Origin of the sequence: Streptomyces sp. NPDC002467 (assembly GCF_042889825.1) — a bacterium.
Taxonomy (GTDB): Bacteria; Actinomycetota; Actinomycetes; order Streptomycetales; family Streptomycetaceae; genus Streptomyces.
In genome coordinates this window covers 255,255-269,348 of record NZ_JBIARJ010000004.1, presented here as the reverse complement: position 1 = coordinate 269,348, position 14,094 = coordinate 255,255, and the positions used below count along the sequence as shown (strand labels likewise).

Annotated in this window: 12 protein-coding genes; 5 read left to right on the top strand and 7 right to left on the bottom strand. The window is 72.7% G+C overall.

Annotation, left to right across the window (positions count from 1 at the left end):
* Nucleotides 1–27 precede the first annotated feature (27 nt).
* The 4 genes from ACFYYJ_RS10905 to ACFYYJ_RS10890 form a co-directional block, all read right to left on the bottom strand.
* Nucleotides 28–861 carry a hypothetical protein gene (locus ACFYYJ_RS10905; RefSeq protein WP_385366727.1) on the bottom strand — a complete coding sequence of 278 codons (834 nt, stop codon included), beginning with the start codon at nt 859–861 and terminating at the stop codon, nt 28–30.
* 146 nt (nt 862–1,007) lie between these two features.
* Nucleotides 1,008–2,540 carry a YfcC family protein gene (locus tag ACFYYJ_RS10900; RefSeq protein ID WP_389130949.1) on the bottom strand — a complete coding sequence of 511 codons (1,533 nt, stop codon included), beginning with the start codon at nt 2,538–2,540 and terminating at the stop codon, nt 1,008–1,010.
* Nucleotides 2,537–3,895: a M20/M25/M40 family metallo-hydrolase gene (locus ACFYYJ_RS10895; protein WP_389130946.1), complete on the bottom strand. Its 1,359-nt coding sequence runs from the start codon at nt 3,893–3,895 to the stop codon at nt 2,537–2,539. The genes ACFYYJ_RS10900 and ACFYYJ_RS10895 overlap by 4 nt, the downstream gene beginning before the upstream one ends.
* A 116-nt stretch (nt 3,896–4,011) precedes the next feature.
* Nucleotides 4,012–4,962: an alpha/beta hydrolase gene (locus ACFYYJ_RS10890; RefSeq protein WP_389130944.1), complete on the bottom strand. Its 951-nt coding sequence runs from the start codon at nt 4,960–4,962 to the stop codon at nt 4,012–4,014.
* Between the two features lie 249 nt (nt 4,963–5,211).
* On the opposite strand from ACFYYJ_RS10890, the gene ACFYYJ_RS10885 reads away from it, so the two are divergent.
* Entirely contained in the window at nt 5,212–5,778 is a 567-nt protein-coding gene (locus ACFYYJ_RS10885; RefSeq protein ID WP_389130941.1) for a hypothetical protein, read from the top strand.
* Between the two features lie 78 nt (nt 5,779–5,856).
* Nucleotides 5,857–6,633, top strand: a complete 777-nt coding sequence (locus tag ACFYYJ_RS10880; RefSeq protein WP_385365412.1) for a hypothetical protein — start codon at nt 5,857–5,859, stop codon at nt 6,631–6,633.
* 12 nt (nt 6,634–6,645) lie between these two features.
* On the opposite strand, the gene ACFYYJ_RS10875 is transcribed toward ACFYYJ_RS10880, so the two are convergent.
* The 3 genes from ACFYYJ_RS10875 to ACFYYJ_RS10865 all read right to left on the bottom strand — a co-directional run bounded on the left by ACFYYJ_RS10875 (nt 6,646) and on the right by ACFYYJ_RS10865 (nt 9,120).
* Entirely contained in the window at nt 6,646–7,833 is a 1,188-nt protein-coding gene (locus tag ACFYYJ_RS10875; RefSeq protein WP_385126672.1) for an MAB_1171c family putative transporter, read from the bottom strand.
* The gene (locus tag ACFYYJ_RS10870; RefSeq protein WP_385126674.1) at nt 7,830–8,387 is read right to left on the bottom strand and encodes a toxin-antitoxin system, toxin component; all 558 of its coding nucleotides are present in this window, start codon (nt 8,385–8,387) and stop codon (nt 7,830–7,832) included. The genes ACFYYJ_RS10875 and ACFYYJ_RS10870 overlap by 4 nt, the downstream gene beginning before the upstream one ends.
* A gap of 64 nt (nt 8,388–8,451) precedes the next feature.
* Complete coding sequence (locus tag ACFYYJ_RS10865) at nt 8,452–9,120, bottom strand: helix-turn-helix domain-containing protein (protein ID WP_385126676.1); 669 nt, start codon at nt 9,118–9,120, stop codon at nt 8,452–8,454.
* A 219-nt stretch (nt 9,121–9,339) separates the two neighbouring features.
* Here ACFYYJ_RS10865 and ACFYYJ_RS10860 point away from each other — a divergent pair, with 219 nt between their 5' ends.
* The 3 genes from ACFYYJ_RS10860 (at nt 9,340) to ACFYYJ_RS10850 (ending at nt 14,023) form a co-directional block, all read left to right on the top strand.
* The gene (locus ACFYYJ_RS10860) at nt 9,340–10,326 is read left to right on the top strand and encodes a helix-turn-helix domain-containing protein (RefSeq protein ID WP_389130936.1); all 987 of its coding nucleotides are present in this window, start codon (nt 9,340–9,342) and stop codon (nt 10,324–10,326) included.
* A 208-nt stretch (nt 10,327–10,534) separates the two neighbouring features.
* The gene (locus ACFYYJ_RS10855) at nt 10,535–11,890 is read left to right on the top strand and encodes a 6-phospho-beta-glucosidase (RefSeq protein WP_385365423.1); all 1,356 of its coding nucleotides are present in this window, start codon (nt 10,535–10,537) and stop codon (nt 11,888–11,890) included.
* Between the two features lie 36 nt (nt 11,891–11,926).
* Nucleotides 11,927–14,023 (top strand): MDR family MFS transporter, encoded by a 2,097-nt coding sequence (locus tag ACFYYJ_RS10850; protein ID WP_389130933.1) that lies wholly within the window; start codon nt 11,927–11,929, stop codon nt 14,021–14,023.
* Nucleotides 14,024–14,094 lie beyond the last annotated feature (71 nt).

Here is a 14,094-nt window from a genome sequence, read left to right as displayed (position 1 = left end):
CCTTTCGCGTGCCCGCACGGGCGGGCGTCAGCGAGCGCTCTCGTACCGGCCCACCTTCTCGGAGACCGCGCGCTGCAACGGCTGCATGCGGTCGACCAGTTGCTGGTAGTCGGCGACCCGGCCGTCGGACCACTGGCCCAGCGCGACCACCATCGCCCTGCCTTCGCCCGTGAAGGACTGCACCATGCCGCTGTCGGGAGCCAGGGTGGGCAGGCCGGATCCGCGCGGCGGGGCCTGCGCGCCCACTTGGTAGTCGTCGAAGGCCATCGCCAGTTCGGTCACCAGCTTCACCGTGTCCTGGGGGTCCTTCATGGTGAAGACGGCCAGGTTGTACTGGTTGTTCCGGGCGTCCTTGTAGAGCGCGATCTGCTCGCCCACGCAGCCCTTGCTCTCCTTGATCATGGCGATCAGGCGGGGACCGACCGAGTCCGCCTCCGTACAGGTCTGCAGCACGACCGAGCCGACCCGGGTGAAAGTGCCTCCGGAGCCGTCCGGGACCTGGGCCGGGAAGGCGTCTGCCAACGGGACCATCGGCCGGGCCGCGGCGCCGGCGGCCGGAGAGGCCGAGGAGGTGGGCGAGGGCGACGCCGAGGGCGCGGCGGTGGCGCCGTCCCCGGACGGCGACGAGCTCAGCGTGATCTTCAGCGCGACCACGGCGGCCGCCGCGAGCAGCGCCAGAGCGAGCTGCGGGCCCGGCCCGAATCGCCGGGGCCACACCCGCTTGCGGGGCACGGGCCGCGCGGTGGGTTCGCGCACCGAGGCGGCCTGGACGAACGCCTCGTTGAGGAGCACGTTCCACTTGTCCTCGTCCGGACCGTCCTGATCGCCCTGACCTGCCGATATCCCATCGTTCTTTCGCATGGTGCGACCCTAATGATCAACGCCTTCCATCTGAACCGGGGAAGGTCACATCCCCATCACTATGCGGACGGAGTCGCTCCGCGAGGGCGAGGGCGAGGGCGAGCGCGTGGGCACCGGGACGGGCCCGGCACCGGCCTCACGGACCGTCACATCGCCGCGCCCACCGCGACGAACCCGCAGATCAGGACGAAGAGGATGGCGAGCAGCGGCCATACGAAGCGCAGGTACTTGTCGTAGCCGACCTTGGCGAGGGCCACACCGCCGATGATCACGGCACTGGTGGGGACCCACAGGTTCATCCAGCCGCTGGCCGACTGCCACGCCGTGACCACCAACGCGCGCGAGACGCCCGCGAAGTCGGCGAGCGGGGCCAGGATCGGCATGGCGAGGGTTGCGTGGCCCGACGTGGAGGGGATCAGGAAGGCCAGCGGCAGGTTGACCAGGAAGACGCTCACCGCGAAGACGCCCGACGAGGTCCCCGTCACCACGCCCTCGATGGAGTGCAGCACGGTGTCCGTGATCTTCGAGTTGTTCATGATGACGGTGACCCCGCGCGCCAACATGATCACCAGGGCGGGGGAGATGAAGTCGGCCGCGCCCTGGATGATCGTGGAGCTGAGCTTCGCCTCCCCCATCCGTGCCACCAGCCCCACCAGCACCGCCGCGACCAGGAAGAGCGCCGAGAGTTCGGCGAAGGACCAGTCCAGCTCCCAGGAGTACGGGGCCGCGTCCGCCTCGCCGGTCAGCGCACTGGCCCAGGGCACCACCGAGAAGATCATGAAGCCGAAGACCAGGACGACCACGGCCAGCACCGCCTTGTGCAGGCGGGTCAGTTCCGGTTCCTCCTCCGCGTCCGCCGCGGCCCGCTGCTCGCGGTCGCCGGGCAGGAAGCCGCACACGGATTTCGCCGGGTCCTTCTGGACGCGCCGCGCGTAACGGATGACGTAGAGGACGGTCACGGTGGTCAGCACCACCCACATCACGAAGCGCAGCACGATCCCGTCGCCCAGCGAGATGCCGGCGGCCGAGGAGGCCACACCGGTCGCGAACGGGTTCACGGTGGAGCACAGCACGCCGATGCCCGCGCCCAGGATCGCCGCGCCCACGGCGACCATCCGGTCGTAGCCGAGCGCGAGCATCATCGGCACCAGCAGCCCGTAGAAGCCGAGGGTCTCCTCCGCGAAGCCCTCCACCGTGCCGAGGACCGAGAAGACCACCATCACGGCGGCGATCAGCAGGGCGCCGCGGTCGCGCAGCCGGTGGGCCAGGCGGGCGATGCCGCGGTCGAGGGCGCCGGTGGCGAAGACGACCGTGATGAAGGCCCCGATGGCCAGGACGAAGAGGAACACCCCCGCGCTGCCGTACAGATGGCCGGCGAACGTCGGGCCGACCTCGCCCGTCTTCGGGTCCTGGATGCCGTAGAGGCCGTTGACGGGCGCGAGGAAGAGGTCCTTCAGACGTTCGGTGAAGCTCTGCGTCCCGGCGACCCGGTGGTAGGTGCCGGAGACGGGCGAGCCGTCGGCGTCGCGGTCGTACAGCCCGGCCGGGACGAGGAAGGCCAGCAGCCACACCGCCACGGTGACGATGGCCAGGATCGTCAGAGCGCTGGGGAAGGCGAACTTCTTCGCCGGGGGCGGCGGTTCGGTCTCGGGCGGGGCCGGGGGCGGCGCCGTGCTCACCGCGCGCCGCCCGCCGCCCGGTGGTCCGCCGCGTACTCCCGTACGAACGCGGCCATCGCCACGACCGTGTTGCGCAGCTCGGACAGCAGGACCCGCTCGTTGGGGGCGTGCAGGTTGCACATGCTGTCCTGCGCGCCGAACAGCAGCACCTCGGCGCCCGGAGCCGCGTTCGCGAGACCGTTCACCAGCGGGATGGAGCCGCCCGTGGCCACGTACGAGGCCTCCGTGCCCCAGGCCTCCTTGAGCGCGGTGAGCGCCGCGCGGTACGCGGGACCGCCCGTGCGGGCCTCGAAGCCGGGGCCCGTGTCGCCCGGGGTGACCTTGAGGGTGACGCCGAACGGGCGTTGCGCGCGCAGGTGGGCCACCAGCGCTGCCCTGGCCTCGATCGGGTCCTGGTGCGGGTGGAAGCGCAGGTTCAGCTTGGCCCGGGCGTACGGGACCACCGCCGAGGCGGCGTGCTCCACGGAGGGCGCGTCGAGGCCGATCACGGTGATGGCCGGACCGCTCCAGAGCCGTTCGCCGAGGGAACCGGTGCCGATGAGGGGGACGTCGTCCAGGACGGCGGCGAGCTCGCGGAACTCCTCGTCGGTGAAGGTGGTCCCGTCCCAGGTGTCGCGGCGCAGCACCGGCACGGCCACGTCGCCGTTCGCGTCGTGCAGGGTGGCGAGGGCCCGGAGCAGCACCAGCAGGGCGTCGGGGGCGGCGCCGCCGAACTCCCCACTGTGGCGAGGTTCGGCGAGGGTGCGCACCTCGACCGTCACCTCGCAGGCCCCGCGCAGGCCGGTGGTCAGCGTGGGGGTGCCCGGGCGCAGGTTGCCGAGGTCGGCGATGACCATGGCGTCGCAGGCGAAGCGCCCCGGGTCGGAGGGCGGGTAGTCGTCGAAGGCGCCGCCGTACTCCTCCTGACCCTCGATCACCAGCTTGATCCCGACGGGCGGCCGGCCGCCGTACAGCCGCAGCATCCCGAGGAGGGCGATCACGTTCGACTTGTCGTCGGCGATGCCGCGGGCGCGCAGGCCGCCGGGGACGGGGGTGGGCTCGAACGGCGGGGAGAGCCAGAGGGTGGGCGCGCCGGGCGGCTGGACGTCGTAGTGCGCGTAGAGCAGGACGGTGGGCGCGCCGGGCTCCGGCGGCGGGATCTCGCCGTAGACCACCGGGGCCGTGTCGGGGAGGTCGATCCGCTCGATGGTGGGCACCCCGGCCTCCCGCAACAGGGAGGCGATCAGGTCGTGCGCCTCCTCCACCGGCTCCGGGTCGTAGCCGGGGAAGGCGATGGACGGTATCGCCGCCAGCCGTTCGAGGTCGGCCCGCAGGTCGTCCATCAGGGCGTCGGCCCGGGATTCCAGGGATTCCATGCTCCGAGCATGGGCCGGGGCGGGGGAGGGTGCCGTGGCGTACTGGTCCGGACGAGTGAGCGAAAACGGGGAGCGGCAGGGGAGCCGCCGGGGTTGCGGGAGGTGGCGGCGGCGGCCTACGCCTCGCACGGTCCCGGGCCGGCGGTCACCGGCTCGGGGCTCACCGGTTCGCCGCCCACGACCGGCCGGGCCGCGTGGTCGGCCGGCAGCAGACAGTCCTCCAGGAAGCCCAGACAGCGCAGGTGGTAGGAGCGGGCCGCGTATCCCAGGCTGATGTTGTGGCCCGCCCCGGGCTGCCGGTCCACGCACAGCCGGGGCGCCGCGGACAGCCGTGAACGCAGCTCCGCGAGCGCCTCCGGGTCGTGCCGCCACCAGGTCTCGTGCTCGGCGAAGGTGAAGCGCACGGGCACGCGGACGCGGCCCGCGACGTCCTTGAACAGCGTCGGCCAGCGGCCCATGTCCGCCTGCTCCCGGGCCGGGACGGGGGCGATGATCGAGCCGCTGGTGACGAAGGTGGTCGGCGGGTAGAGGCTCAGCGGCCCCCAGCTCCGCCTGCCCCCGCGTGCCGCCTCGGCGCCCGAGGGGGCGTCCGGCGCGTACCGGTGGCCACAGCCGGAGACCTCCACGCCGAGCAGGTCGGGCGTGGCGTGGCCGGCCGCCGTGAGCAGGGCGACCTTCCCGCCGAACGAGTGCGCCAGCAGGAAGACCCCCGCACCCGTGCGGAAGCGGGAGCGGTAGTCGCGCAGCGCCGCGGCGAGGGTGGCCGCCTGCTCGGTCAGCCCCTGTCCCTCGGGGAGCGGGCCGGCGGACTGCCCGTAGCCGGGCCGGTCGACGGCCAGCACGGTGAAGCCGAGCCGGGCCCCCAGGGTGAGCAGGGAGATGTCGGGCAGGGCCTGGCCGTCGAAGTAGCCCGCGCTCATGCCGGCCCCGTGCACGGCGACCACCGTGGCCCGCGGGGCGCCGTCCCGCGTCTGTGCCTCGCAGAGCATGGCGGACAGCCGGATGCCCCCGGCGTCCAGGCTGATCCGTCGCACTCCCCGGGACGGGCCGGCGGGTGCGGGGGTCATGGCGCCGTCGCCGTGCGGATCGCCTTGCGGCGGGCGGCGGGGGTGAAGGGGTCGGTGTCCACGGGGATCATCCTGTGCTCGCACGTTCGCGTCCGTCGGTTGACGCGCCGAACGGGCCGGCCGGGCGCGGGAAGCGGTGGGCCGGGGCGGGCGGGGATCTTGGGCCGTCCGGCGCGTATCGAACCACCGCCGTGATCGTTTCTTCAGACGTAACCCCTACATCTGCTGCGGAACTCGGGAGGACGCGCGGTGACCGCTTGGCAGTACTTCGCCGGGGCCGGTCTGGTGGCGGCGCTCTGCCCCCTGCACGGCCATGTCGCGGTCGCGGGCGACGGCGACGGGCGCGGCGCCCGGGTCGACGTGTGCGTACCCGGCGGCAAGCCCGGGCGGCCCGTCGTACGGCCTTCCGTGACGCCCCCGGTACGGGTACCCCTGCCCGGGGTCGACCGGCCGACCGTGCACCACCCGGGGACGGGCCCCGCCCCGGCGGGGTCGCCCCGGCCGGCCGACCCGGGCCGGCCGGAGCCCGCAGTGCCGGCGGCGAAGGCAGGGCCCGGGGACGCGAAGCCGCCGGCACCACCCGCACCGGAGCCCGCCCCGGCAGTGGCCGGAGCCCCGGCGGACACCGCCGCTCCGGCTCGGGCGAAGGCCGCCGCCGGGCCCGCGAGCGCCTTCCACGTGCGTCCGTACCGGTCCGTGGCGCTGGAGCGGCGCGGGCCGGGCGGACTGTCCACCGTGATGCTGATGGTGGTCGTCACCACCCCGGCCGTACTCGCCGCCGCCGCCCTGCGTCCGCGCTCCAAGAGCCGCGACTGACCGGCGCCGCGGGCGACCGGCGCCGCAGCCACACCCCGTCAACCCCACCCATCCCACCCACACCACGGGAGAACCCACGTGTCCGAATGGCTGGTCCTGGCCGTCGCCATGGCACTCGTCTGCGCCCTCGTCCTCGCCATCACCCTGATCCGGCACCGCCGGGCCGCGGCGGACGAGGACACCAGCGAAACCCCCGACGTCATCGAGTACATGACGATGATGGTGGGCGTGGTCTACGCGATCGTGCTGGGCCTGGCCATCGCGGGCGTCTGGGAGGCGCGCGGCGCCGCCGAGGACAGCGTCCGCCGGGAAGCGCAGGCCCTGTACGAGGTCACCCAGCGCGCCGACGTCTACCCGGCCGCCGTACGCGACCGGATCCGCGGCGAGGTCGACGCGTACGTGACCCACACCGTCTCCGTGGACTGGCCGCGGCTGACCTCGGGCGAGGCGGCCTCCGCCGAGGGCGCCCGACTGCTGGGCAAGCTGCGCAGCGACGTCACGCACCAGAGCCCGGGCACCGAACTCCAGGCGCAGGCCTACCAGCCGCTGCTGGACCAGATCGCCACCGCCGACGACGCCCGCCACGCGCGGACGCAGAGCTCGGAGTCCACGCTGCCGAGCGTGGTGTGGTTCGGGCTGCTGGTGGGCGGGGTGGTCACCGTGGGTCTGATCTTCACCCTGCAGATCAGGCGCTCGGGGCGGGAGCTGCTGCTGGCCGGGCTGTTCAGCGCGCTGATCGTGCTCCTGCTGTTCATGGTGTGGAGCTTCGACGCGCCGTTCGGGCGGGACGGGATCGACTCGGCCGCGCCCTTCCAGGACCTGTTCCCGGCGATGGCGATCGCCGACGCCGGGTGACGCGGGCGGGTTTCAGGAGAACCTGCTCCGGGAGAGGGCCGCGCGCTGCCGGACCGCCTGCACCACCGGCGAGTGGCGCAGGGCGTGCGAGATCCGCAGCAGGTCGCGCGGCCCTTCGACCGCGTCGGCCGCGTTCTCCTCGCCGGCCTCGATGACCCGGCCCTCGGGATCCGCGGAGCGGGCCTGCACGGCGGCCGCGACCATCGCGGCGTCGCCGACGGCGCGGGCGGCCTCCTCGCCGGCCCCTTCCGCGACGGCGTGCTCGTACGCGTCGTCGCGCAGCCGGCGGTCGAAGTACGGGCCGAGGTGCAGGAACCCGTCGTGGATGTCCGACTCGCGCTGGATCACCCGCAGTTCGGCGGCGGACCACCAGGCCATGTGCACGGCGGGGGCACCGCTGGGCGCGGCGATCTGCACCTCCTGCCAGAGCCAGCCGAGCCTGCGGTACGTCGTCCAGATCTCCCAGTTGTCCGACAGCTTCTGGCAGACGAGGGGGAGGACGAATCCGATCGCGCTGACGAGGGCTCCGGCGGAGGCCAGCGGCGGGGCGGCGAAGGTGCTGAGGTAGTCGAGGTCGTGACCGGCCCAGCGGGCGACGACGGCGGTCATCTTGGTCGCGTCGTAGCTGAGGTTGAACATGTACCCCGCGACGATGATCATCAGGCCGGCCCGCAGCCAGCCGCGCACCTGGAGCGACCAGCGCCAGCACATGGCGACCATCACCAGCGCGGCCACGTTGTGCGCCACCAGGTAGAGGGCGATCATCTCGCGGATGTACGGGGTGTTCGCGTAGTAGGTGTCCAGATCGCGCAGCCGCTCGACCGGGGCGTCGCCCAGGGCGAAGAGCACGACCAGGGCCACGCTGACGAGGCTGTAGCCGAGGATCCACCGGCGCGAGGTGCGGCGGGTCTTCTCGGGCGGGCCGCCCCGCCAGTTGACGATCAGGACCAGGCAGGAGGCGCTGAACCCGGTGATCAGGGAGTACACCAGCGGCGCCGAGATGTTCGGCACCCCGGTCCAGCGGTTGACAGCCTCGATGGTGGGCGGGGCGGCGAAGGCGAACACCGCTCCCGCCATGGTCAGCAGGGCCACTACCGAACGCAGCAGCGGATCACGCCAGTTGTGGCGCAAGGCCGGCAGCTTGAAAGCGAGCGCGACCGCCATCGCGATCGCCGGTATGTAGTAGTCCTGGCCGTTCAACGGTCGTTCCTGTGCCCCCGGTAGCCGAGCGAGGCCTCGATCCGGCCCGCCAGGTGGTCGCGCTGTGCCGGGGCGCGGTGACTCGACGATCCGGCCAGCCAGGTGCGACACCGGCTGCCCAGCAGCAGGCCGAAGGTCTCGGCCTCGGTCTCCTCCCGAACGTCGGCGCGCGTGCGCGCGGCGACGCTGCGGACCGTCTCGCCGATGTCCGCACCGTCGGACAGCAGCCGGGCGGCGACGGCGGCGCCGTCGACGTGGTGGCTGCAGTGGCCGGCCTTCATGTGCCACAGCTCGTGCCCGAGGATCACCAACTGGTGATCGGGTGCCGTGCGTTCCTCGACGACCACGAGATCGCGGTCCGCCATGTCGAGCCACAGGCCGCTGGCCGTCCCCGGCGGGAACGCGGCCATCCGGAACTCCACCGGGCGGCCCCGGTGCCTGCTCATGCCCTCGCACAGGGCGGCGTAGAGGTCCACGGGTTCCACGGGTGCGGTCAGCCGGATGCCGGCCACCAGCTCCCCGCACAACCGCCGCTGCTCTCTGCCTATGCTCACCGTTCTCCCCGTCGGAATGGATCCGGATCAGGACTCAAGGATCAGACCCAGACTGTCGACTGGGTCAGGATTCATTCGGTTTGACGCTCTCGAGGAGCATGTCCAGCCATTCGGTGACCTTGTCCCGGTGCTTGTCGCTGGGCAGTTGGGCGGCGCGCCATGCGATGCCCCGTACGCCGTGGTTCTGGAGGAGTCTTGCCAGGGGATCGCCCGTCGAAGCGGCCGCGGCCGGTACGGTTTCCCGCGCCCGGCCGGCGAAGTCCTGGAGCAACTGCTGCTCGGTCCGTTGGAGGGCGTCGGTGAGGGCGTCGGCGTCGTGGGCGGTGAGGAACCCGGCGTGCACGCCGAAGAAGCGCTGGATGGCGTCACAGTGCTCCATGGTGGGTCGCCGGTCGCCGTTGATCAAGGCGCCGGCCTGCTGCCGGGACATGCCGGCGCCGTCGGCGATCTCCTGCTGGGTGTAGCGGCGGCCGTTGGGTTTGACGCGGGTTCGCCGGAGCAGGTCCAGGCGCTGGAGGAAGCGGGCCTGTAGATCGGGTTCGCCGGCCGGTCTGCCGTCGAGCAGGATCCTGACCACGTCCGTGGGCACGCCCGAAGCCTCGGAGAGGCGCCGCAGGTCGAAGACCTGGCTCCGGTCGCGGCCCATCTTGGCTGCGAGTTCGGCAACGCGCGCGACGGTGGCTGCCAGGGGTGCGTGGGCCACCGCGACGGGAGCCGGGAAGCCGTCTGTCACCAGTGGTTCTCCTAGATCGCGCGAAGTCGGTTCGGACACGTGGTCGGCTTCTGGAATCTAGCCGTTCCGGCCTCGAAGGGCTAGAACGTGCCACAGCTGTGGCGGGAATGAGCTGTCAAGAGGCTGGAATTGCCACAATAGTTGACACTCGAATGAAGTCGGTAGCAGGATCGCCACACGGAAATGAAGATCCAGACCGTGAGGGAGGGGGAGCTCTCGGTGCCACATCTCGCAGCGGTGGGCCCGTCCGACGGCCTCGCCCGAGCCGGTGAAGAGCGCCTGGCGGCCGATGAGTCCGCACGCGGCGCCGTACGGTCGGAGCGACGCAAGGAGATTTTGCGCCAGCGCCGTGAGGAACTGGGCCTGAGCCAGGAGGACCTCGCCGCCCGTCTGCGCATCAGCGTGCGTGCGTACGGGAACTGGGAACGCGGCCTGGTCAAGGAGTGGACGGACCGCAAACTGCTCGCCCTGGCCGAGGCCCTGGAAATGAGCGAGCGGCAGTGCTTCTGGCTGTTCCGCGTCATGGTCGACCGCGATCCGCCGCCCACGTGGCGGGCCGCCGAGGACAACCGGCTGCCCCAGGACCCGGCCCAGCGCGACTACCTGTGCGACTACGCCGCCCTCATGGAGGCCGTGCCCTACCCGAGCTTCCTGGTGGACCGCCGCTGGGACGTCGCCCTCACTAACTCGGCCTTCGACCAGCTCTTCCAGTCCGTGCGGCCGCATCCCACGGCCCTGCCCGACGACAACTTCCTGCGCTTCGTGCTGTTCCACCCGGACGCGGCGGGCGTACTGGAGGACCACGAGCCGGCCTGGTGCGTACCCCTGCTCGCGCAGCTCGCCACAGCGCTGGCCGAGGCGCCGGAGGACGAGGGGCTGAGCAGCATCCGTCAGGAGGTGGCCCGCGACCCGTTCATGGAGGCGGCCTACCGCTACGGGGTGCCGCACTGGCTGAGCAAGCGCGGGGCCGACGCCGCCGAGCAGGACGGGGCGGTGCGCACCGTGCGCCACCCCGACCCGAGGTGGGGCCTCGTGCGCTGCCGGATGGTGGCCGAATCCAGCCGGATGCTCGACGCGATGGGGCTGACCCGGATCACCCTGATCCTGTCGGCGCCACAGGGAGGATCCCCGGGTCCCGTCCGCGGGGGCGAGCTCGTGCACCAGCAGGGCGCCCGACTGCGCGCCGTGCCGCCGCTGGGGGAATGACCCGGCGGGGGAGACTGGTGTCCGGCAGGGCCGTGCGTCGAGGTGCGTGCGCCACGTGACCGGTCGGGAATCGGGTGCCGGGTGACCCGTCGTGTCACCGATCGTGGCACCGGGCCCGGATCGGACTCCGGGGCGGGCCGCGGGCCGCGGACCGTGTGCCACGGTCTTGGCCATGACCATGGCTTCTTCGGCGAAGGGCGGTAAGGGCGTGCGGCTGACGATCCTCGGCGGGGGCGGCTTCCGCGTACCGCTCGTCTACGGGGCCCTGCTCGGCGACCACGCCGAGGGCCGGGTGTCCCATGTGACCCTGTACGACGAGGATCCGGCGCGGCTCGCCGCCATGGCCCGCGTGCTCGTCGACCAGGCCGCGGCCGCCGGGGTGCCCGACGCCCCCGCCGTCGCGGCGACGGGAGACCTCGACGAGGCCCTGCGCGGGGCCGACTTCGTCTTCTCCGCCATCCGTGTCGGCGGTCTGGAGGGCCGCGCCGCCGACGAGCGGGTCGCCCTGGCGGAGGGGGTGCTGGGCCAGGAGACGGTGGGCGCGGGCGGGATCGCTTACGGCCTGCGGACCGTTCCGGTGGCCCGCGAGCTCGCCCGCAGGATCGCCCTCGTCGCCCCCGAGGCGTGGGTCATCAACTTCACCAATCCGGCCGGCCTGGTCACCGAGGCGATGGCCGAGGAGCTCGGCGCGAGGGTGATCGGCATCTGCGATTCCCCCGTGGGCCTCGGGCGGCGCATCGCCCGACTGCTCGGCGCCCGGCCGCAGGAGGCCTGGATCGACTACGTCGGCCTCAACCACCTGGGGTGGGTGCGCGGGCTGCGGATCGGCGGCCGCGACGAACTGCCCCGGCTGCTGGCCGACACCGCGGCCCTGGAGTCCTTCGAGGAGGGCCGGCTCTTCGGGGCCGAGTGGCTGCGCTCGCTCGGCGCGATCCCGAACGAGTACCTGCACTACTACTACTTCAACCGTGACACCGTGCGGGCGTACCAGGAGGCCAAGCAGACGCGCGGGGCCTTCCTGCGCGACCAGCAGCGCGGCTTCTACGCCGAGGCGGGCCGGGCCGGGCAGCCGCCCGGGGCGGCCCTCGCCGCCTGGGACCGGACCCGGGCCGAGCGCGAAGCCACGTACATGGCCGAGAACCGCGAGGCGGCCGGCGTCGGCGAGCGTGACGAGAGCGACCTGGAGTCCGGCGGCTACGAGAAGGTCGCCCTCGCCCTGATGCGGGCCATCGCCCGCGACGAGCGGGCCACGCTGATCCTGAACGTCCCCAACGGCTCCACGCTCCGCGTCCTCGACGCCGAGGCCGTCATCGAGGTGCCCTGCCTGGTCGACGCCAACGGGGCCCACCCGCTGGGCGTCGAGCAGCTGCCGCTGCACGCGGTGGGGCTGGTGACGGCGGTCAAGGCGGTCGAGCGGGAGGTCCTGGCGGCCGCGGCGAGCGGCGCGCGGGCCGACGCGGTGAAGGCCTTCGCTCTGCACCCGCTCGTGGACTCCGTGGGAGTGGCACGACGGCTGGTGGACGGCTACGCGGCGACCCATCCCGGCCTGGCCCACCTGCGCTGACACCGCACTCCCCTCGCCCGTTCGGCCGTACGCCGCATGCGTGCGGCCGGGCGCGCTGTGAGAGTGCGAGATGTGACCACAGCCCCCGCAGCGATCTCGGCGTCACCCGCCCTCGACCGGCGGCGGCGCAACGTCATCTTCGGCACGATCATGCTGGGTGTGCTCCTGGCCGCCCTCGACCAGACGATCGTGGGCACCGCCCTGCCCACGATCGTGGCGGACCTCGGCGGCGCGGCCCACATGTCGTGGGTGGTCACCTCCTACCTGCTCGCCGAGACCGTGGCGACCGTGCTGGTCGGCAAGTTCGGTGACCTCTTCGGCCGGAAACTGATCTTCCAGATCTCCGCGATCGTCTTCATCACCGGCTCCTTCCTCTGCGGCCTCGCGAGCAACATGACCCTGCTCATCGTGTGGCGCGGCGTGCAGGGCGTCGGCGCGGGAGGCCTCATGGTCACCTCGATGGCACTGATCGCCGACGTGGTCCCGCTGCGCGAACGCGGCAAGTACCAGGGCGCGATCGGCGCCGTCTTCGGCGTCGCGACGGTCATCGGCCCGCTGCTGGGCGGCTTCTTCACCGACCACCTGAGCTGGCGCTGGGCCTTCTACGTGAACGTCCCGATCGCCATCCTGGTGGTCATCGCGGCGGCCCGGACGATCCCCACCATGCGCGCGGCGGGCCGGCCGGTGATCGACTACCTGGGCATCGCGCTCGTCACCGCCGGTGCCAGCGCGCTGATCCTGGCCACGAGCCTGGGCGGGAACGAACTGGCGTGGAGTTCACCGACGATCATCGGCCTCTTCGTCGGCGGGGTCGTGGCCCTGGTGCTCTTCTGCCTGGTCGAGGCCCGGGCCGCGGAACCGATGCTGCCGATGCGGCTGTTCCGCAACCCCGTCTTCGCGGTCTGCTCGGTACTCAGCTTCGTGGTCGGCTTCGCGATGCTGGGCGCGATGACGTTCCTGCCGACCTACCTGCAGTACGTGGACGGGGATTCGGCCACGGTCTCGGGCGTCCGGACGCTCCCGCTGGTCATCGGCCTGCTGATCTGCTCCGTCTTCAGCGGCAACGTCACCGGCAAGACGGGGCGGTACCGGATCTTCCCGATCGTGGGCAGCGCCGTCATGGCCCTCGGCCTCTACCTGCTCTCCCTGATGGGACCGGGCACCGACGCCTGGCTGGAATCGCTGTACATGTTCGTCCTCGGCGCCGGCATCGGCCTGTGCATGCAGGTCCTGACGATCGCCGTGCAGAACACCGTCGACTACGCCGACCTCGGCACCGCCACGTCCGGCGTCACCTTCTTCCGCACGCTCGGCAGCAGCTTCGGGACCGCGGTGTTCGGCACGATCTACGCCAACAGCCTGGAGCCCGCGCTCGTGGCGGGCGTGGCGGAGGCGGCCCGGGCCACCGGCGGGGACCCGGCGCAGCTGGGCAAGGCGGCGATGAGCCCGGACGGGGTGCACGGACTCGATCCGGCGGCCGCGGCCCCCATCATCGACGCGTACGCGCACGCCCTGCACACGGTGTTCCTGTGGACCGTGCCGGTGGCGCTGGTCGGCTTCGTGGTCTCCCTCTTCCTCAAGCAGGTCCGGCTGCGCGACTCCGCCCGGGCCGCCTCCACGGACATGGGCGAGGGCTTCGCGTCGCCGGCCACGGCCTCGGGGGACTCGGCCAAGCTGCTGGAGCTGGCGGTCGGCAAGCTCGTACGGAACATGGGACCGGAGGAGGCGCGCGCGATCGTCGACGCCTCCGACACCCGGCTGGACATGGCGGGCGCGTGGGCCGTGATGCAGGTGGACCTGATGACGCGGACGGTCGGCCACGCCAGCCTGGGGCTGATCGCGGGCCGGCGCTCCCTGCCGCCGGAGGTCCTGCTGCCGGTCTTCGAGCGGATGGTCGACGAGGGGTACCTGACGCGGCAGAACGGGTTCTTCTCCCCAACCGCGGCCGGCGAACGGGAGGCCGGGGTCATCTCGGCGGCGTGGGCGGAGTGGCTGAAGGACCGGCTGGAGCAGGACCGGGGGCGGCCGCGGAGCGCCGAACTGCGGGTGGCGGCGGACGCGATCGCGAAGCGCCTGCTGGCGGAGGACCTGGGAGAGGGGAACTTCGCGCCGCGGGTGGTCATGCGGGGGTAGCCGGGCGGGGCCGTCGGGCGACTGCGGCGCGCCGAAGGCCGGGGCCGCCCGGCGGGGTCGGCGCGCGGGGT